This is a genomic window from Variovorax sp. P4_B11, from assembly GCF_056402355.1.
In genome coordinates this window covers 13,726-31,893 of sequence record NZ_JBFUHO010000076.1, presented here as the reverse complement: position 1 = coordinate 31,893, position 18,168 = coordinate 13,726, and the positions used below count along the sequence as shown (strand labels likewise).

The window sequence follows — 18,168 nt, the reverse complement described above, 5'->3', positions numbered from 1 at the left end:
GCGCCGCGTCCGCGCCGGCGGCCCCGGCCTCGGCGCCGGTTGCGCCCGCGGCAGGGGCGGGCCAGATCCCGGCCAAGTAAACGCGCGCGATCTCTTTGGCCGTCGAGTGAAAACGGCCGATTTTCAGGGTAAACTCTAAAGCTGTTCCGGAAAGCCAAAACCTTACAAGGTTCCTCATGCCATCCGGGCAGCAAAAACCGCGGTCGTGGTGAAATTGGTAGACACGCTATCTTGAGGGGGTAGTGGCGAAAGCTGTGCGAGTTCGAGTCTCGCCGACCGCACCAAATCTCACTGGCAGGAAATGTGCTTCCTGCCAGTGTCAAGCGGTGTTAGAACCCCCTGATGAACCTCGATTCCTACCTTCCCGTCCTGTTGTTCATCCTGGTCGGCGTCGGGGTCGGCGTCGCTCCGCAGGTTCTGGGTTACATCCTTGGTCCCAACCGGCCTGATCAGGCCAAGAATTCCCCCTACGAATGCGGCTTCGAGGCTTTCGAAGATGCGCGCATGAAGTTCGACGTCCGGTACTACCTGGTCGCGATCCTCTTCATCCTGTTCGATCTCGAAATCGCTTTTCTCTTTCCCTGGGCCATTGCGCTCAAGGAGATCGGTGCCGTCGGCTTCTGGGCCATGATGATTTTCCTGGCCATCCTCGTCGTGGGCTTCGTCTACGAGTGGAAAAAAGGCGCGCTCGATTGGGAATGACAAGGAATCCGCAAAATGGCCATTGAAGGCGTCATGAAGGAAGGCTTCGTCACCACCACCTACGACTCGGTGGTGAACTGGGCCAAGACCGGATCACTGTGGCCCATGACCTTCGGTCTGGCCTGCTGTGCCGTGGAAATGATGCACGCGGGCGCCGCCCGCTACGACATCGACCGCTTCGGCATGCTGTTCCGCCCCAGCCCGCGCCAGTCCGATCTGATGATCGTGGCCGGCACGCTGTGCAACAAGATGGCGCCGGCGCTGCGCAAGGTCTACGACCAGATGCCCGAGCCGCGCTGGGTGCTCTCGATGGGCTCCTGCGCCAATGGCGGCGGCTACTACCACTACAGCTATTCGGTCGTGCGCGGCTGCGACCGCATCGTGCCGGTCGACGTCTACGTGCCGGGCTGCCCGCCGACCGCCGAGGCGCTTCTGTACGGAATCATCCAGCTCCAGCAGAAGATCCGTCGCACCAACACGATCGCGCGCGCCTGAAGAGCGAGAGACATGACCGACTTTGCCATTTCTCCCGAGGCGCTGCAGACCCAGATCACCGAAACGCTTGGCTCCAAGGCGAAGAGCGTCACGCTCGCGCTGGGCGAGGTGACGGTGGTGGTCGGTGCCGCCGACTACCTCGAAGCCGCCAGCCTGCTGCGTGACGCGCCGGGCTGCCGCTTCGAGCAGCTGATCGATCTCTGCGGCATGGACTACTCCGGCTACCGCGAGGGCGAGTGGGAAGGGGAGCGCTTCGGCGTCGTCTCGCACCTGCTGTCCGTGAGCCTCAACCAGCGCGTGCGCCTCAAGGTGTTCGTGCCCAACGAAGACCTGCCGGTCGTCGATTCGCTGACCAGCGTCTGGAACGCGGCCGGCTGGTTCGAGCGCGAAGCCTTCGACCTCTACGGCATCGTCTTCGAGGGCCATGACGACCTGCGCCGCATCCTGACCGACTACGGCTTCATCGGCCACCCGTTCCGCAAGGACTTCCCGGTGTCGGGCCATGTCGAGATGCGCTACGACGCGGAGCAGAAGCGCGTGATCTATCAGCCGGTCTCGATCGAGCCGCGCGAGATCACGCCGCGTGTGATCCGCGAAGACAACTACGGTGGTGGATTGCATCAATGAGCCCCCACGTTCATCACTTCGTGTATTCACTGCCCCCCGAGGGGGCGCGGCCTGCCCTTGGGGCGGCCCGGCGGGAGGCCTGATGGCCGAAATCAAGAACTACACCCTGAACTTCGGTCCCCAGCACCCCGCAGCGCACGGCGTGCTGCGCCTGGTGCTCGAGCTCGACGGCGAAGTCATCCAGCGCGCCGACCCGCACATCGGCCTGCTGCACCGCGCAACCGAGAAGCTGGCCGAATCGCGCACCTTCATCCAGTCGCTGCCCTACATGGACCGGCTCGACTACGTGTCGATGATGAGCAACGAGCACGCCTACTGCCTGGCGATCGAGCGCCTCATGGGCCTCGACGTGCCGCTGCGCGCGCAGTACATCCGCGTCATGTTCGCCGAGATCACCCGGCTGCTGAACCACCTGCTGTGGCTCGGCGCGCACGGCCTCGACTGCGGCGCGATGAACATGCTCATCTACTGCTTCCGCGAGCGTGAAGACCTGTTCGACATGTACGAGGCGGTGTCGGGCGCGCGCATGCACGCGGCCTACTTCCGTCCGGGCGGCGTCTACCGCGACCTGCCGGACGTCATGCCGCAGTACAAGGTCAGCAAGATCAAGAACGCGAAGGCGATCGAGCGGCTCAACGAGAACCGCCAGGGCTCGCTGCTCGACTTCATCGACGATTTCTGCAAGCGCTTCCCGAAGATGGTCGACGAGTACGAGACACTGCTCACCGACAACCGCATCTGGAAGCAGCGCACGGTCGGCATCGGCGTGGTCACGCCCGAGCGGGCGCTCAACCTCGGCTTCACCGGTCCGATGCTGCGAGGTTCGGGCATCGCCTGGGATCTGCGCAAGAAGCAGCCCTACGACGTCTACGACCGCATGGAATTCGACGTGCCGGTGGGCGTCACCGGCGACTGCTACGACCGTTACCTGGTCCGCGTCGAGGAGATGCGCCAGGCCAACAAGATCATCCAGCAGTGCTCGGCCTGGCTGCGCGCCAACCCGGGCCCGGTGATCACGGCCAACCACAAGGTGGCGGCGCCGGCGCGCGAGTCGATGAAGGCCAACATGGAAGAGCTGATCCATCACTTCAAGCTCTTCACCGAAGGTTTCCACGTGCCCGAGGGCGAGGCCTATGCCGCCGTCGAGCATCCCAAGGGCGAGTTCGGCATCTACCTCGTGAGCGACGGCGCCAACAAGCCCTACCGTCTGAAGATCCGCGCACCGGGCTTCCCGCATCTGGCGGCCCTGGATGAAATGGCGCGCGGCCACATGATTGCCGACGCTGTCGCCGTGATCGGCACCATGGACATCGTGTTCGGCGAGATCGATCGATGAGCCATCCCATGCATTCCGACACTTCTTCCCACGGCAGCCAACCGGCGCTGTCGGCCGCCACGCTGGATCGCTTCGCCCGCGAGGTCGCCAAGTACCCGCCGGCCGGCAAGCAGTCGGCCGTGATGGCCTGCCTGGCGATCGTGCAGCAGGACGAGGGCTTCGTCAGCGAACAGCGCGAGCGCGAGATCGCCGCCTACCTCGGCATGGCGCCGATCGCCGTGCACGAGGTCACGACCTTCTACAACATGTACAACCAGCGGCCGGTGGGCGCCTACAAGCTCAACGTCTGCACCAACCTGCCGTGCCAGCTGCGCGACGGTGCCAACGCCTTGGCCCATCTCGAGAAGAAGCTCGGCATCCGCATGGGCGAGACCACGCCCGACGGCCTGTTCACGCTGCAGCAGAGCGAGTGCCTCGGCGCCTGCGCCGATTCGCCCGTGATGCTGGTCAACGACCGCACCATGTGCAGCTTCATGAGCAACGAAAAGCTCGACCAGCTGATCGACGGCTTGCGCGGTGCGACCGCCAAGGGGGCCCAATGATGTCGCCCGAGCAAGTGCTCTCGCAGTTCCAGGCCACCGGTGTCCAGACCTGTTTTCATGACCGCCACATCGAGCCGCAGATCTACGCCGGCCTCAACGGCACCAACTGGCGGCTGGCCGACTACGAAGCCCGCGGCGGCTACAAGGCGCTGCGCAAGATCCTCGCCGAGGGCCTGACGCCCGACCAGGTGATCGCCGAAGTCAAGGCCTCGGGCCTGCGCGGCCGCGGCGGCGCCGGATTCCCGACCGGCCTCAAGTGGAGCTTCATGCCGCGCCAGTTCCCGGGCCAGAAGTACCTGGTCTGCAACTCGGACGAGGGCGAACCCGGCACCTGCAAGGACCGCGACATCCTGCAGTTCAACCCACACATCGTGATCGAGGGCATGGCCATCGCCGCCTATGCGATGGGCATCAGCGTGGGCTACAACTACATCCACGGCGAGATCTTCCAGACCTACGACCGCTTCGAGGAAGCACTGGAAGAGGCGCGCGCCGCCGGCTATCTCGGCGACGGCATCATGGGCAGCACCTACAACTTCCAGCTGCACGCGGCGCACGGCTTCGGCGCCTACATCTGCGGCGAAGAGACGGCACTGCTCGAATCGCTCGAAGGCAAGAAAGGCCAGCCGCGCTTCAAGCCGCCGTTCCCGGCCAGCTTCGGCCTCTATGGCAAGCCGACCACGATCAACAACACCGAGACCTTCGCCGCGGTGCCGTGGATCATCAACAACGGCGGCGTGGCGTACCTCGAGTGCGGCAAGCCGAACAACGGCGGCACCAAGATCTACTCGGTCAGCGGCGACGTCGAGCTGCCCGGCAACTACGAAGTGCCGATGGGCACGCCATTCTCGAAGCTGCTCGAGCTCGCCGGCGGTGTCCGCAAGGGCCGCCAGCTCAAGGCCGTGATCCCGGGCGGATCGTCGGCGCCGGTGCTGCCGGCCGACATCATGATGCAGTGCACGATGGACTACGACTCCATCGCCAAGGCCGGCTCGATGCTGGGCTCGGGCGCGGTGATCGTGATGGACGACAGCCGCTCGATGGTCGAGTCGCTCAAGCGCCTCTCGTATTTCTACATGCACGAATCCTGCGGCCAGTGCACGCCCTGCCGCGAGGGCACGGGCTGGCTCTGGCGCGTGGTCGACCGCATCCACAACGGCCACGGCAAGGCCACCGACATGGACCTGCTGAATTCGGTCGCCGACAACATCCAGGGCCGCACCATCTGCGCGCTGGGCGATGCCGCCGCGATGCCGGTGCGGGCCATGATCAAGCATTTCCGCCACGAGTTCGAGGCACTGATCCCGGGCTACGTCCCGAAGACGCCGGCCAAGGCCTGATGAGGGGCGCGAGAAAAATATATGGTTGAAATCGAACTCGACGGCAAGAAGGTCGACATCGTCGAAGGCAGCATGATCATGCATGCGGCCGACAAGGCGGGCACCTACATCCCGCACTTCTGCTATCACAAGAAGCTCAGCATCGCGGCCAACTGCCGCATGTGCCTGGTCGACGTCGAAAAGGCGCCCAAGCCGATGCCGGCCTGCGCCACGCCCGTGACGCAGGGCATGATCGTGCGCACCAAGAGCGACAAGGCCATCAAGGCCCAGCAGTCGGTGATGGAGTTCCTGCTGATCAACCACCCGCTCGACTGCCCGATCTGCGACCAGGGCGGCGAATGCCAGCTGCAGGACCTGGCCGTGGGCTACGGCGCCTCGTCTTCCCGCTACGAGGAAGAAAAGCGCGTGGTGTTCCACAAGGACGTCGGCCCGCTGATCAGCATGGAAGAGATGAGCCGCTGTATCCATTGCACGCGCTGCGTGCGCTTCGGCCAGGAAGTGGCCGGCGTGATGGAGCTCGGCATGTCGCACCGCGGCGAGCACGCCGAGATCGAAACCTTCCTCGGCGACTCGGTCGACTCCGAGCTGTCGGGCAACATGATCGACATCTGCCCGGTCGGCGCGCTCACCAGCAAACCCTTCCGCTACAGTGCCCGCACCTGGGAGCTGTCGCGCCGCAAGTCGGTCAGCCCGCACGATTCCACCGGTGCCAACCTGATCGTCCAGGTCAAGAACAACCGCGTGATGCGCGTGGTGCCGCTCGAGAACGAAGACGTCAACGAGTGCTGGATCGCCGACCGCGACCGTTTCTCGTACGAGGCCCTCAACGGGCCCGAGCGCCTGACGCAGCCGATGCTCAAGCAAGGCGGCCATTGGCAGCAGGTCGACTGGCAGACCGCGCTCGAATACGTCGCCAACGGCCTCAAGCAGATCAAGGCCGATCACGGCGCCCGGAGCATCGGCACCCTGGTCAGCCCGCACAGCACGCTCGAGGAACTGCAACTCGCCAAGCTGCTGACGCAAGGCCTGGGCAGCAACAACATCGACCACCGCCTGCGCAACGCCGAGTTCGGCGCGGCCGAAGGCATCCGCTGGCTCGGAACCTCGATCGCCTCGCTGTCGCAGCTGCAGCGCGTGCTGGTCGTGGGCTCGAATCTGCGCAAGGACCATCCGCTGTTCGCGCAGCGCATCCGCCAGTCGGTGCGCAAGGGTGGCGCATTGAACGCCATCACCTCGCCCGAGCTGCTGGCCGATGCCGACGCCTGGGCCATCCCGCTCGCGAATGCGGTGCGCATGCCCGCCGACCAATGGGTCGACGCGCTGGTGGAGCTCGCCGGCGCGATCGCCGAGAGCACCGGTGCCGTTGCGCCGTTGGCGCTCGGCGACGCCCCCAGCGACGCTGCCAAGTCCCTGGCCGCATCGCTGCTTGGCGGCGAACGCAAGGCGATCCTGCTCGGCAATGCCGCTGCCCACCATCCTCGCGCGAGCAGCCTGCTGGCGCTCGCCAACTGGATCGGCGCCCAGACCGGTGCCAGCGTCGGCTACCTGACCGAAGCCGCCAACACGGTCGGCGCGCAGCTGGTCGGCGCATGCCCCAAGGACGGCGCCCTGAACGCGGGCCAGATGCTCGCGGGCGGTCTCAAGGCGGTGCTGCTGCTCAACACCGAGCCGGTGTTCGATTCGGCCGCGGGCGAGTGCGCGATCGAAGGCCTCGCGCACGCGCAGATGGTCGTCACCTTGAGCCCCTTCAAGGCCAACCTCGAATTCAGCGACGTGCTGCTGCCGATCGCGCCGTTCACCGAAACGCCGGGCAGCTTCGTCAATGCCGAGGGCCGCGTGCAGAGCTTCCATGCGGTCGTCAAGCCGCAGGGCGAAGCGCGTCCGGCCTGGAAGGTGCTGCGCGTGCTGGCCAATCTGCTGGGCCTGCCGGGCTTCGCGTTCGAGTCCACCGCCGACGTGCTGGCCGAGCTTGGTTCGCCGACCCAGGTGGCGGCCGACAAGCTGTCCAACGCCACCGCCGCCGGCATCGATACCAGCGCCGCGCCACAACCGGCTCCGGTGGTCGCGAGCATCTACCAGCTCGACTCGATCGTGCGCCGCGCGCCCTCGCTGCAACTCACCGCCGACGCCCGCCAGGCAGCGGCTGCGCAGGAGGTGTCGGCATGATCGACGCGTTGCACGGCTTCGGCCTGGGCCTGGTGTCCTCGGGCTGGTGGACCGGCTTCCTCTGGCCGGTGATCTGGACCCTGATCAAGATCATCGTCGTCGTCATCCCGCTGATGGGCGCGGTCGCCTACCTCACGCTGTGGGAGCGCAAGGCCATCGGCTTCACGCAGATCCGCATCGGCCCCAACCGCGTCGGCCCGCTGGGCCTGCTGCAGCCGATCGCCGACGCGCTCAAGCTCCTGACCAAGGAAATCATCCTGCCGACGGTGGCCAACAAGGGCTTGTTCCTGCTCGGCCCGATCATGACCATCATGCCGGCGCTGGCCGCCTGGGCGGTCATTCCCTTCGGCCCCGAGGTGGCGCTGGCGAACATCAACGCCGGGCTGCTGTTCGTGATGGCCATCACCTCGCTCGAGGTCTACGGCGTGATCATCGCGGGCTGGGCCTCGAATTCGAAGTACGCCTTCCTGGGCGCGCTGCGCGCCTCGGCCCAGATGGTCAGCTACGAAATCGCGATGGGCTTCTGCTTCGTCGTCGTGCTGATGGTCTCGGCCAGCCTCAACATGACCGACATCGTGACCGGGCAGGGCAGGGGCCACTTCGCCTCGATGGGCATCGGCTTCCTGTCGTGGAACTGGCTGTCGCTGCTGCCGATCTTCGTCGTCTACTTCATCTCGGGCCTGGCCGAGACCAACCGCCACCCCTTCGACGTCGTCGAAGGCGAATCGGAAATCGTCGCCGGCCACATGATCGAGTACTCGGGCATGAGCTTCGCGATGTTCTTCCTGGCCGAGTACGCCAACATGTGGCTGGTCTCGATCCTGTGCGCGGTGCTGTTCCTCGGCGGCTGGCTGCCTCCGTTCGACTTCCTGGCCTTCATCCCGGGCTGGATCTGGCTCGGCATCAAGACCTTCTGCGTGGTCACCATGTTCCTCTGGGTCCGCTCGACCTTCCCGCGCTTCCGCTATGACCAGATCATGCGGCTGGGCTGGAAGATCTTCATTCCGGTCACGCTGGTGTGGCTGGTGGTGGTCGGCGCCTGGATGCAGACCCCCTTCAACATCTGGAAATAACTGGAACTGCCATGACTGCGCCCTCCGCCAGCGCGCTTGCGCGCTCCTCGACGACCGCGTCCGCACCGTTCTCGCTCAAGGACTTCCTGTCCAGCTTCATGCTGGTGGAACTGTTCAAGGGCCTGGCGCTGACCGGCAAGTACGCCTTCAGCCGCAAGATCACCGTGCAGTTCCCGGAAGAGAAGACGCCGCTGTCGCCGCGCTTCCGCGGCCTGCACGCGCTGCGCCGCTACGAGAACGGCGAAGAGCGCTGCATCGCCTGCAAGCTCTGCGAGGCCGTCTGCCCGGCGCTCGCGATCACGATCGAATCCGAGGTGCGTGACGACGGCTCCCGCCGCACCACGCGCTACGACATCGACCTGACCAAGTGCATCTTCTGCGGCTTCTGCGAAGAGAGCTGCCCGGTCGACTCGATCGTCGAGACCCACATCTTCGAATACCACGGCGAGAAGCGAGGCGACTTGTACTTCACCAAGGACATGCTGCTCGCCGTCGGCGACCGCTACGAAAAAGAAATCGCCGCCAACAAGGCGGCGGACGCCAAATACCGCTGAAGCCTGAGTTTCAGTCTTAGCCCGAAGCTCGAAGAAAACGAATCCAAATCCATGGACGTCAAGACCGGTCTGTTCTATCTGTTTGCCGCGGTGCTGCTGTTCGCGGCCTTCCGCGTCATCACCGCGCGCAACCCCGTGTATGCGGCGCTCTACCTGGTGCTGGCGTTCTTCCAGGCATCGGCCATCTGGCTCCTGCTGCGCGCGGAATTCCTCGCGATCTCGCTGGTGCTGGTCTACGTGGGGGCGGTGATGGTGCTGTTCCTGTTCGTGGTGATGATGCTGGACATCAATGTCGAAGGCCTGCGCGAGGGCTTCTGGAAGCACTTCCCGCTGGCCGCCGGCGCCGGCGCGCTGATCGCGCTCGAGATGGCCGCGGTGCTGATGGGCGGCTTCCGCCTGAGCGCGCCCAAGAGCCCGCTGGCCACCGGTCCGGACACCTCGAACACGCTCGAACTCGGCAAGCTGCTCTATACGCAGTATCTCTACCCGCTGGAGATTGCCGCCGTGATCCTTCTGGTGGCGATCGTCGCCGCCATCGCGCTGACCTTGCGCCGGCGCAAGGACAGCAAGTACGTGAACCCGGCCGACCAGGTCCGCGTCAAGGCGCGCGACCGCGTGCGCATCGTCCAGATGCCTGTCACACGCCAGGCTGAACCGGTCGCGGAACAAGCCGCGGCCACAGCGGAGACCAAGGCATGACACTCACGCTCGGACACTTTCTTTCGCTCGGCGCGATGCTGTTCGCGCTGTCGGTGATCGGCATCTTCCTGAACCGCAAGAACCTGATCGTGCTGCTGATGTGCGTGGAGCTGATGCTGCTCGCGGTCAACACGAACTTCGTCGCCTTCTCGTACTTCCTCGGCGACATGCACGGACAGGTCTTCGTCTTCTTCATCCTGACGGTCGCGGCCGCCGAGTCGGCCATCGGGCTGGCGCTGCTGGTGCTGCTGTTCCGCAACAAGTCGAACATCAACATCGACGAGCTCAACGCGCTCAAGGGCTGAAGAAGGTTTACTCATGAGCGCTACTCTTTCCGCATCCTCCCTGCTGATCGTTCCGCTGGCGCCGCTGGTCGGCGCCGTCGTCTCCGGCCTGTTCGGCACCAAGTTCGGCGGCAACCAGATCGGCCGCCGCATCACGCATTCGCTGACCATCTTCGGCGTGCTGCTGTCCTTCATCATCTCCGCCATGACGCTCAACAGCGTCGTGAACGACGGCGCGCGCTTCAACGCCACCATCTATGAATGGATGACCGTCGGCGGCCTGAAGATGGAGATCGGCTTCCTGGTCGACGGCCTGACCGCGATGATGATGTGCGTCGTGAGCTTCGTGTCGCTGATGGTGCACGTCTACACCATCGGCTACATGCAGGAAGACGACGGCTACAACCGCTTCTTCGCCTACATCTCGCTGTTCACCTTCTCGATGCTGATGCTCGTGATGAGCAACAACATGCTCCAGCTGTTCTTCGGCTGGGAGGCGGTGGGCCTGGTGTCCTATCTGCTGATCGGCTTCTGGTACAACCGGCCGACCGCGATCTTCGCCAACTTGAAGGCCTTCGTGGTCAACCGCGTGGGCGACTTCGGCTTCATCCTCGGCATCGGCCTGATCGCCGCCTACGCCGGGACGCTGAACTACGGCGAAGCCTTCGCCAAGGCCGACGCGCTGGCCAAGATCACCTTCCCGGGCACCGAGTGGATGCTGATCACCGTGATCTGCATCTGCCTGTTCATCGGCGCAATGGGCAAGAGCGCGCAGTTCCCGCTGCACGTCTGGCTGCCCGACTCGATGGAAGGCCCGACCCCGATCTCGGCGCTGATCCACGCCGCGACCATGGTCACGGCCGGCATCTTCATGGTGGCGCGCATGTCGCCGCTGTTCGAGCTGAGCGACACGGCGCTGAGCTTCATTCTCGTGATCGGCGCCATCACCGCGCTGTTCATGGGCTTCCTGGGCGTCGTCCAGAACGACATCAAGCGCGTGGTGGCCTATTCCACGCTGTCGCAGCTCGGCTACATGACGGTGGCGCTCGGCGCCTCGGCCTACTCGGTCGCCGTGTTCCACCTGATGACCCACGCCTTCTTCAAGGCGCTGCTGTTCCTCGGCGCCGGTTCCGTGATCATCGGCATGCACCACAACCAGGACATGCGCTGGATGGGCAACGTGCGCAAGTACATGCCGATCACCTGGATCACCTCGCTGGTGGGCTCGCTGGCGCTGATCGGGACGCCATTCTTCTCGGGCTTCTATTCCAAGGACAGCATCATCGAGGCGGTGCACGAGAGCCACCTCTGGGGCTCGGGCTTCGCCTACTTCGCGGTGCTGGCGAGCGTGTTCGTCACCGCCCTGTATTCGTTTCGCATGTATTTCATGGTGTTCCACGGCAAGGAGCGCTTCGACCAGAACCCGGATGCGCACCACGATGACCATGGTCACGGCCACGATGACCACCACGAGCCGCACGAGTCACCCTGGGTGGTCTGGGTGCCGCTGGTGGCGCTGGCGATCCCCTCGGTCGTGATCGGCTTCATGACGATCCAGCCGATGCTCTACGGCGAGTTCTTCAAGGGCGCGATCTTCATTGACGAAGGCCAGCACGAAGCGATGAAGGAACTGGCAGAGGCCTTCCACGGCCCGGTCGCGATGGCCCTCCACGGCCTGACCGCGGCGCCGTTCTGGCTCGCGCTCGGCGGCGTGGTGGTGGCCTGGTACCTGTACCTGGTCAATCCGGCCGTGCCGGCCGCGATCAAGCGGGCCTTCGGGCCGATCTACACCCTGCTCGAGAACAAGTACTACATGGACTGGTTCAACGAGAACGTCATCGCGCGCGCCACCCGTGCGCTCGGCACCGGCCTCTGGAAGGGCGGCGACCAGGGAATCATCGACGGCGCCATCGTCGACGGCTCCTGGAAGCTGGTCGGCCGCATCGCCGGCGCGGTGCGCTGGCTGCAGTCGGGCTATATCTATCACTACGCCTTCTCGATGCTGCTCGGCATCTTCATCCTGATGTCGTACTTCGTCTGGTTCAAGCGCTAAGCGGCTCTCTGGAGAAAAACAAAAATGGGTTTGTTGAGCCTTGCCATCTGGATGCCGATCATCATCGGCACCGTGCTGTTGGCCTTCGGTCGGGATGAGCATGCCAAGGGTGTCCGCTGGGTCGCGCTGATCGGTTCGGTCGCGAGCTTCCTGGTCACGCTGCCGCTCTGGTCGCGTTTCCAGAACGGCACCGCCGCGATGCAGTTCGTCGAGAAGGAGCGCTGGATCGAGCGCTTCAACATCAATTACCACATCGGCCTGGACGGCATTTCGCTCTGGCTGGTGCTGCTGACCGCCTTCATCACCGTGATCGTCGTGATCTCGGCCTGGCAGGTGATCACCGAGCGCGTGAACCAGTACATGGGCGCTTTCCTGATCCTCTCGGGCTTCATGATCGGCACCTTCTCGGCGCTGGACGGCCTGCTGTTCTACGTCTTCTTCGAAGCCACGCTGATCCCGATGTACCTGATCATCGGCATCTGGGGCGGCCCGAACAAGATCTACGCGGCCTTCAAGTTCTTCATCTACACGCTGCTCGGCTCGCTGCTGATGCTGGTCGCGCTGATCTACCTGTACAACCAGTCGGGCGGCAGCTTCGACATCCTGAGCTGGCACAAGCTGCCGTTGTCGGGCACCGCCCAGACCTTCCTGTTCTTCGCCTTCTTCGCCTCCTTCGCGGTCAAGGTGCCGATGTGGCCGGTCCACACCTGGCTGCCCGACGTGCACGTCGAGGCGCCGACCGGCGGCTCCGCGGTGCTGGCGGCGATCATGCTGAAGCTCGGCGCCTACGGCTTCCTGCGCTTCTCGATGCCGATCGCGCCCGACGCCTCGCACGAATGGGCCTGGCTCATGATCGCGCTGTCGCTGATCGCCGTGATCTACGTCGGCCTGGTGGCGCTGGTGCAGCAGGACATGAAGAAGCTGGTGGCCTACTCGTCGGTGGCCCACATGGGCTTCGTGACGCTGGGCTTCTTCATCTTCAACGAACTCGGCGTCGCCGGCGGCATCGTGCAGATGATCGCCCACGGCTTCGTCTCGGGCGCGATGTTCCTGTGCATCGGCGTGCTCTACGACCGCGTGCATTCGCGCCAGATCGCCGACTACGGCGGCGTGGTCAACACCATGCCCAAGTTCGCTGCCTTCGCGCTGCTGTTCGCGATGGCCAACTGCGGCCTGCCGGCCACCGCCGGTTTCGTCGGCGAGTGGATGGTGATCCTCGGTGCGGTCAAGGCCAACTTCTGGCTCGGCCTCGGCGCCGCCACCGCGCTGATTTTCGGCGCCGCCTACACGCTGTGGATGTACAAGCGGGTCTACCTGGGCCCGGTGGGCAACGACCACGTCAAGGAACTCAGCGACATCGATGCGCGCGAGTTCATGATGCTGGCGCTGCTCGCCATCGCGGTGCTGTGGCTGGGCCTCTACCCGAAGCCCTTCACCGATGTGATGAACGCGTCCGTCGATGGGCTGCTCCAGCACATGACGGTTTCCAAGCTGCCTTGATTGAATCCACGCTGAACAAGAGAACGAGATGATTGACAAACTCAGCTGGATGACGATCTACCCCGAGGCGGTGCTGCTGATCATGGCCTGCATCATCGCGCTGGTCGATCTGTCCTCGACCAGCCCGCGCCGCACCGGCACCTACGTGCTGACCCTGCTCACGCTCGCGATCATCGCGGTGCTGACCGGCTTCAACGCCTCCCTGGGCAAGACGATCTACGGCTTCGGCGGCATGGTCGTCAGCGACCCGATGGGCAACTGGCTCAAGTGCTTCTCGACCCTGGCGCTGATGGTCACGCTGGTCTACGGCCGGCCCTACGCGGCCGACCGCGGCATGCTGCACGGCGGCGAGATGTTCACGCTGAGCCTGCTGGCGCTGCTGGGCATGTTCGTGATGATGTCGGGCAGCAACTTCCTGCTGATCTACCTCGGCCTCGAACTGCTGACGCTCTCCAGCTACGCCCTGGTGGCCCTGCGCCGCGACAACGCGGTCGCCAGCGAGGCGGCCATGAAGTATTTCGTGCTCGGCGCGATGGCCAGCGGCTTCCTGCTGTACGGGATGTCGATGATGTACGGTGCCACCGGCTCGCTCGACATCAACGAGGTGTTCAAGGCGATCGCCAGCCGCCAGGTGAATCACCAGGTGCTGGTGTTCGGCCTGGTCTTCATCGTCGCCGGCCTGGCCTTCAAGGTCGGTGCCGCGCCTTTCCACATGTGGGTGCCGGACGTCTACCAGGGTGCGCCCACCGCGATCACGCTGATGATCGGCGCGGCGCCCGAACTGGCTGCCTTCGCGATCATCATCCGGCTGCTGGTCGAGGGCCTGCTGCCGCTGGCGATCGACTGGCAGCAGATGCTGGTGCTGCTGGCCATTGCGTCGCTGCTGGTCGGCAACCTGGCCGCCATCGCGCAGACCAACCTCAAGCGCATGCTGGCCTACTCGACCATCGCGCAGATGGGCTTCATGCTGCTCGGCCTGGTGGCGGGCGTGGTCAACGGCAACACCTACAACGCCCAGTTCGCCTACAGCGCGTCGATGTTCTACATGATCACGTACGTGCTCACGACGCTGGCGAGCTTCGGCATCATCCTGCTGCTGGCGCGCGAAGGCTTCGAAAGCGAGGAGATCACCGATCTCGCCGGCCTCAACCAGCGCAGCCCGCTCTATGCCGGCGTGATGGCGATTGCCATGTTCTCGCTGACGGGGATTCCGCCGCTGGTCGGCTTCTACGCCAAGCTGGCGGTGCTGCAGGCGCTGATCGCCTCGGGCCAGGCGTTCTACATCGGACTCGCGGTGTTCGCGGTCGTGATGTCGCTGATCGGCGCCTTCTATTACCTGCGTGTGGTCAAGGTGATGTACTTCGACGCGCCGGTCACGGCCAGCACGGTCTCGGCACCGGGCGACGTCCGCACCGTGCTGACGCTCAACGGCGCCATGATCCTGATCCTCGGCATCCTGCCCGGCGGCCTCATGACGCTGTGCGCGAACGCGATCGTGGCCACCCTGGCCACCTGAGCGCGCCGTGTCGCAGAGCGCGTCGGTCTGGATGGTATTGGGGGTCGCGCTGCTGGCGGCCAACCTGCCTTTCCTCAACGAGCGCCTGCTGGGGCTGGTGCCGCTCGCCGCGCTGCGCAAATCGCTGGCGATCCGGCTGGCCGAACTGGTGCTGCTCTATCTGGTCGTCGGCGCCATCGGCCTGCTGTTCGAGCGCCGGGTCGGCCAGATCGCGGCGCAGGGCTGGGAGTTCTACGCCGTGACGGGTGCCTTGTTCGTCGTGCTGGCGTTCCCGGGCTTCACCTGGCGCTACCTCATGAAGCATCGCCACAGCGCGCAAGCACACTGAATGAAATGCCCCCACGCTCATCGCTTCGCGTATCGCTGCCCCCCGAGGGGGCGCTCAGTGCCCTTCGGGCGGCCGGGCGGGCGCTGACATGACCGACAAACACCTCAAGGAAGAGCTCACTGCCAGCGAACTGCTGTTCAAGGGCAACTTCCTGCACGCCAAGCGCGACACGGTGCGCCTGCCCGACGGCCACAGCGCGACGCGCGAGTACGTGGTGCACCCGGGCGCGGTGGTGGTGGTGCCGCTGCTCGACGACGGCGGCGTGGTGCTCGAGCGCCAGTACCGCTACCCGATCGGCCACGTGATGACCGAATTCCCAGCGGGCAAGCTCGATGCGGGCGAGGAGCCGCTGCTCTGTGGCCAGCGCGAGCTGCTCGAGGAAACCGGCTACACCGCCCGCGAATGGGCCCGCGCCGGCGCGATGCACCTGGCGGTCGCCTACTCGACCGAGATCATCCACGTCTATTTCGCGCGGGGCCTGACGCTGGGCGACCGGCAACTCGACCACGGCGAGTTCCTCGACGTGATCACGGCCACGCCCGACCAATTGATGGCCTGGTGCCGTGACGGCACGGTGTCGGATGCCAAGACGCTGACCTGCGCCCTGTGGCTGCAGAACGTGCTGTCGGGCGCCTGGGCGCTCGATTGGCACGACGCATCTTTGCCAGCCGGCCGATAATCGCGGGATGAAGGTCCTCAACCTCCAGTGCGCCCATGGCCACGGCTTCGAGGGGTGGTTTGCGTCTCAGGATGCATTCGACACCCAGCTTGCCGCCGGCCTCGTGGCGTGCCCGATGTGCGGCAACACCGCCATCACCAAGCTGCTGGCCGCGCCGCGGCTGAACCTCGGCAATGCCAGGCCGCCGGTCGAGGCGACGCCGGCCAAGTCCCCGGCCGCCGATTCGCCGGAGGCGCGCTGGCTGCGTGCCGTGCGCGAGGTCATTGCCCAGACCGAGGATGTCGGCGACCGCTTCGTCGACGAAGCCCGCAAGATGCACTACGGCGAGGCGCAGGAGCGCGGCATCCGTGGCCAGGCGACGCCCGAGCAGGCCCGCTCGCTGGCCGACGAAGGCATCCCCGTCTTCACGTTGCCGCTGCCGGCAGCCTTGAAGGAAACGCTGCAGTAGGCCGCTTGTCAGGCGGCTTCGGCCGCAGGCTGGGGATCCGCCGTGAATTGCAGCGCCGCGAGCCGCGCATAGACGCCGTTCTGCGCCACCAGCGCCGCGTGGGTTCCCTGCTCGACGATGCCGCCGTGGTCCAGCACCACGATGCGGTCGGCCTTCTGCACCGTGGCCAGCCGGTGAGCGATGACCAGCGTGGTACGGCCCGCCATGGCGGATTCGAGTGCCGCCTGCACCATCCGCTCGCTCTCGGCGTCGAGCGCGCTGGTGGCTTCGTCCAGCAACAGCAGCGGCGGATTCTTGAGCATTGCGCGCGCGATCGCGATGCGCTGGCGCTGGCCGCCCGACAGGCGCACGCCGCGCTCGCCCAGGAAGGTGTCGTAGCCCTCGGGCAGGGCCCGCAGGAAGCCGTCCGCGAAGGCGGAACGGGCAGCGGCATGGACCTCCTCGACGCTGGCATCGGGTCGGCCATAGCGGATGTTCTCGAGCGCGCTGGCCGAGAAGATCACCGCATCCTGCGGCACCAGGCCGATGCGCCGGCGCAACGCATCGAGGGACAGTGCCGTCAGCGGCCTGCCGTCGAGCGTGATGCGGCCGGCCTGCGGGTCGTAGTAGCGCAAGAGCAGCTGGAACACCGTGCTCTTGCCCGCGCCGCTCGATCCGACCAGTGCCACGGTCTCGCCGGGCGCGACCTGGAGACTGAAGTCGCGCAGGGCCGGGGTGCCGGGCCGCGAGGGATAGTGGAAGCCCACGCCCTCCAGGCTCAGGGCGCTGCCGGCGGCGGGTACCGCCGACTCGACCGGCCGCTCGGGCGACAGGATCACCGGCCGGGCATGCAGCAGTTCCATCAGGCGCTCGGTGGCGCCGGCGGCTCGCAACAGGTCCCCGTAGACCTCGCCGAGCACCGCGGCGGCGCTCGCCAGGATGATCACGTAGACCACGGTCTGGCCCAGGTGTCCGGCCGTGATGTCGCCGCGCAGTACCGCCTGCGTGCCCTGGTAGAGGCCCCACAGCAGCGCCGCCGAGGTGGCGATGATGATGAAAGCCACCAGCACCGAGCGTGCACGGGTGCGGCGCACCGCGGTGCGGAAGGCGCTGTCGGTCGAGGCGTCGAAGCGGGCCGCTTCGCGGGCCTCGGCGGTGTAGCTCTGCACCACCGGGATCGCGTTGAGCACCTCGGCCGCGATCGCGCTGGAGTCCGCCACCCGGTCCTGGCTGGCCCGCGAGAGCTTGCGAACCCGCCGGCCGAACCACATGCTCGGCAGCACCACCAGCACCAGGATGCCGAGCACCTGCACCATCACGTAGGGATTGGTCCAGACCAGGATCGCCAGGGCGCCGACGCCCATGACCGCGTTGCGCAGCCCCATGCTGAGCGAGGAGCCGACCACCGTCTGGACCAGCGTGGTGTCGGCGGTCAGGCGCGACAGCACCTCGCCGGTCTGGGTGGTCTCGAAGAATTCGGGGCTTTGCCGCAGCACGTGGGCGTAGACCGCGTTGCGCAAGTCCGCCGTGACTCTTTCGCCGAGCCAGCTGACCGTGTAGAAGCGTGCCGCCGAGAACAGCCCCAGCGCCACCGCAACGGCGAACAGGGCGACGAAATGCTCGCGCAGCGCCATCGTCTGCGCCCCCTTGTCGGCCGAGACCAGGCCGCCGTCGATCAGGCTGCGCAAGGCGAGCGGGAACACCAGGGTGGTCGCTGCCGCCAGGACCAGGAACACGATCGCCAGGATGATTTGGGTGCGGTAGGGGCGCAGGAAAGGCGCCAGACCCGTCAAGGACTTTGGCGATCCTTTGGCGGGCGAAGGGGAGGAGGAGGCCATATCGCGGCC

At 65.6% G+C, this 18,168-nt stretch carries 18 protein-coding genes and 1 tRNA gene; 18 read left to right on the top strand and 1 reads right to left on the bottom strand.

The genetic code is table 11. The annotated features are described in order from the left end of the window. Positions 1–199 precede the first annotated feature (199 nt). The 18 genes from AC1DYD_RS36155 (at position 200) to AC1DYD_RS36070 (ending at position 16,342) form a co-directional block, all read left to right on the top strand. A tRNA-Leu gene (locus tag AC1DYD_RS36155) sits at positions 200–284 on the top strand. A 58-nt stretch (positions 285–342) separates the two neighbouring features. Beyond that, positions 343–702: an NADH-quinone oxidoreductase subunit A gene (locus AC1DYD_RS36150; protein ID WP_478177550.1), complete on the top strand. Its 360-nt coding sequence runs from the start codon at positions 343–345 to the stop codon at positions 700–702. Positions 703–717: 15 nt separating this feature from the next. Beyond that, positions 718–1,197 carry a NuoB/complex I 20 kDa subunit family protein gene (locus AC1DYD_RS36145; RefSeq protein ID WP_021008163.1) on the top strand — a complete coding sequence of 160 codons (480 nt, stop codon included), beginning with the start codon at positions 718–720 and terminating at the stop codon, positions 1,195–1,197. A gap of 12 nt (positions 1,198–1,209) precedes the next feature. Beyond that, positions 1,210–1,824 carry an NADH-quinone oxidoreductase subunit C gene (locus tag AC1DYD_RS36140; protein WP_478177549.1) on the top strand — a complete coding sequence of 205 codons (615 nt, stop codon included), beginning with the start codon at positions 1,210–1,212 and terminating at the stop codon, positions 1,822–1,824. Positions 1,825–1,906: 82 nt separating this feature from the next. Continuing rightward, complete coding sequence (locus AC1DYD_RS36135) at positions 1,907–3,160, top strand: NADH-quinone oxidoreductase subunit D (RefSeq protein WP_478177548.1); 1,254 nt, start codon at positions 1,907–1,909, stop codon at positions 3,158–3,160. Positions 3,161–3,168: 8 nt separating this feature from the next. Beyond that, entirely contained in the window at positions 3,169–3,702 is a 534-nt protein-coding gene (locus AC1DYD_RS36130; RefSeq protein WP_478177547.1) for an NADH-quinone oxidoreductase subunit NuoE family protein, read from the top strand. Next, on the top strand, positions 3,702–5,042 hold the full coding sequence (gene nuoF / locus AC1DYD_RS36125) for an NADH-quinone oxidoreductase subunit NuoF (protein WP_478177546.1): 1,341 nt from the start codon (positions 3,702–3,704) through the stop codon (positions 5,040–5,042). Before AC1DYD_RS36130 ends, nuoF begins: the two co-directional genes overlap by 1 nt. 21 nt (positions 5,043–5,063) lie before the next feature. Continuing rightward, positions 5,064–7,208 (top strand): NADH-quinone oxidoreductase subunit NuoG, encoded by a 2,145-nt coding sequence (gene nuoG / locus AC1DYD_RS36120; RefSeq protein ID WP_478177545.1) that lies wholly within the window; start codon positions 5,064–5,066, stop codon positions 7,206–7,208. Then, the gene (gene nuoH / locus AC1DYD_RS36115; protein ID WP_478177544.1) at positions 7,205–8,281 is read left to right on the top strand and encodes an NADH-quinone oxidoreductase subunit NuoH; all 1,077 of its coding nucleotides are present in this window, start codon (positions 7,205–7,207) and stop codon (positions 8,279–8,281) included. Before nuoG ends, nuoH begins: the two co-directional genes overlap by 4 nt. Before the next feature lie 11 nt (positions 8,282–8,292). After that, positions 8,293–8,835 carry an NADH-quinone oxidoreductase subunit NuoI gene (gene nuoI / locus AC1DYD_RS36110; protein WP_286529791.1) on the top strand — a complete coding sequence of 181 codons (543 nt, stop codon included), beginning with the start codon at positions 8,293–8,295 and terminating at the stop codon, positions 8,833–8,835. Between the two features lie 51 nt (positions 8,836–8,886). Beyond that, positions 8,887–9,534 (top strand): NADH-quinone oxidoreductase subunit J, encoded by a 648-nt coding sequence (locus AC1DYD_RS36105; RefSeq protein WP_478177543.1) that lies wholly within the window; start codon positions 8,887–8,889, stop codon positions 9,532–9,534. Then, on the top strand, positions 9,531–9,839 hold the full coding sequence (nuoK, locus tag AC1DYD_RS36100) for an NADH-quinone oxidoreductase subunit NuoK (protein WP_478177542.1): 309 nt from the start codon (positions 9,531–9,533) through the stop codon (positions 9,837–9,839). The genes AC1DYD_RS36105 and nuoK overlap by 4 nt, the downstream gene beginning before the upstream one ends. A gap of 13 nt (positions 9,840–9,852) precedes the next feature. Then, a complete protein-coding gene (gene nuoL / locus AC1DYD_RS36095; protein WP_478177541.1) occupies positions 9,853–11,871 on the top strand; it encodes an NADH-quinone oxidoreductase subunit L in 2,019 nt (672 codons plus the stop codon). Between the two features lie 24 nt (positions 11,872–11,895). Beyond that, a complete protein-coding gene (locus AC1DYD_RS36090; RefSeq protein ID WP_478177540.1) occupies positions 11,896–13,371 on the top strand; it encodes an NADH-quinone oxidoreductase subunit M in 1,476 nt (491 codons plus the stop codon). Positions 13,372–13,399: 28 nt separating this feature from the next. Beyond that, positions 13,400–14,887, top strand: a complete 1,488-nt coding sequence (nuoN, locus tag AC1DYD_RS36085) for an NADH-quinone oxidoreductase subunit NuoN (RefSeq protein ID WP_478120784.1) — start codon at positions 13,400–13,402, stop codon at positions 14,885–14,887. Between the two features lie 7 nt (positions 14,888–14,894). Further along, complete coding sequence (locus AC1DYD_RS36080) at positions 14,895–15,215, top strand: DUF2818 family protein (RefSeq protein ID WP_478177539.1); 321 nt, start codon at positions 14,895–14,897, stop codon at positions 15,213–15,215. A gap of 88 nt (positions 15,216–15,303) precedes the next feature. Continuing rightward, positions 15,304–15,894: an NUDIX domain-containing protein gene (locus AC1DYD_RS36075; RefSeq protein WP_478177538.1), complete on the top strand. Its 591-nt coding sequence runs from the start codon at positions 15,304–15,306 to the stop codon at positions 15,892–15,894. 7 nt (positions 15,895–15,901) lie between these two features. Continuing rightward, the gene (locus AC1DYD_RS36070; RefSeq protein WP_478177537.1) at positions 15,902–16,342 is read left to right on the top strand and encodes a DUF1178 family protein; all 441 of its coding nucleotides are present in this window, start codon (positions 15,902–15,904) and stop codon (positions 16,340–16,342) included. Between the two features lie 8 nt (positions 16,343–16,350). On the opposite strand, the gene AC1DYD_RS36065 is transcribed toward AC1DYD_RS36070, so the two are convergent. Continuing rightward, the gene (locus AC1DYD_RS36065) at positions 16,351–18,159 is read right to left on the bottom strand and encodes an ABC transporter transmembrane domain-containing protein (RefSeq protein WP_478177536.1); all 1,809 of its coding nucleotides are present in this window, start codon (positions 18,157–18,159) and stop codon (positions 16,351–16,353) included. Between the last annotated feature and the right edge of the window lie 9 nt (positions 18,160–18,168).

Excerpts from the sequence above, each read along its gene's own strand:
- nuoH (WP_478177544.1), top strand. The coding sequence starts at position 7,205 with ATGATCGACGCGTTGCACGGCTTCGGCCTGGGCCTGGTGTCCTCGGGC.
- nuoG (WP_478177545.1), top strand. The coding sequence starts at position 5,064 with ATGGTTGAAATCGAACTCGACGGCAAGAAGGTCGACATCGTCGAAGGC.
- AC1DYD_RS36150 (WP_478177550.1), top strand. The coding sequence starts at position 343 with ATGAACCTCGATTCCTACCTTCCCGTCCTGTTGTTCATCCTGGTCGGC.
- AC1DYD_RS36130 (WP_478177547.1), top strand. The coding sequence starts at position 3,169 with ATGCATTCCGACACTTCTTCCCACGGCAGCCAACCGGCGCTGTCGGCC.
- AC1DYD_RS36070 (WP_478177537.1), top strand. The coding sequence starts at position 15,902 with ATGAAGGTCCTCAACCTCCAGTGCGCCCATGGCCACGGCTTCGAGGGG.
- AC1DYD_RS36065 (WP_478177536.1), bottom strand. The coding sequence starts at position 18,159 with ATGGCCTCCTCCTCCCCTTCGCCCGCCAAAGGATCGCCAAAGTCCTTG.
- nuoK (WP_478177542.1), top strand. The coding sequence starts at position 9,531 with ATGACACTCACGCTCGGACACTTTCTTTCGCTCGGCGCGATGCTGTTC.
- AC1DYD_RS36135 (WP_478177548.1), top strand. The coding sequence starts at position 1,907 with ATGGCCGAAATCAAGAACTACACCCTGAACTTCGGTCCCCAGCACCCC.
- nuoL (WP_478177541.1), top strand. The coding sequence starts at position 9,853 with ATGAGCGCTACTCTTTCCGCATCCTCCCTGCTGATCGTTCCGCTGGCG.
- AC1DYD_RS36105 (WP_478177543.1), top strand. The coding sequence starts at position 8,887 with ATGGACGTCAAGACCGGTCTGTTCTATCTGTTTGCCGCGGTGCTGCTG.
- AC1DYD_RS36140 (WP_478177549.1), top strand. The coding sequence starts at position 1,210 with ATGACCGACTTTGCCATTTCTCCCGAGGCGCTGCAGACCCAGATCACC.
- AC1DYD_RS36145 (WP_021008163.1), top strand. The coding sequence starts at position 718 with ATGGCCATTGAAGGCGTCATGAAGGAAGGCTTCGTCACCACCACCTAC.
- nuoF (WP_478177546.1), top strand. The coding sequence starts at position 3,702 with ATGTCGCCCGAGCAAGTGCTCTCGCAGTTCCAGGCCACCGGTGTCCAG.
- AC1DYD_RS36075 (WP_478177538.1), top strand. The coding sequence starts at position 15,304 with ATGACCGACAAACACCTCAAGGAAGAGCTCACTGCCAGCGAACTGCTG.
- nuoN (WP_478120784.1), top strand. The coding sequence starts at position 13,400 with ATGATTGACAAACTCAGCTGGATGACGATCTACCCCGAGGCGGTGCTG.
- AC1DYD_RS36090 (WP_478177540.1), top strand. The coding sequence starts at position 11,896 with ATGGGTTTGTTGAGCCTTGCCATCTGGATGCCGATCATCATCGGCACC.
- nuoI (WP_286529791.1), top strand. The coding sequence starts at position 8,293 with ATGACTGCGCCCTCCGCCAGCGCGCTTGCGCGCTCCTCGACGACCGCG.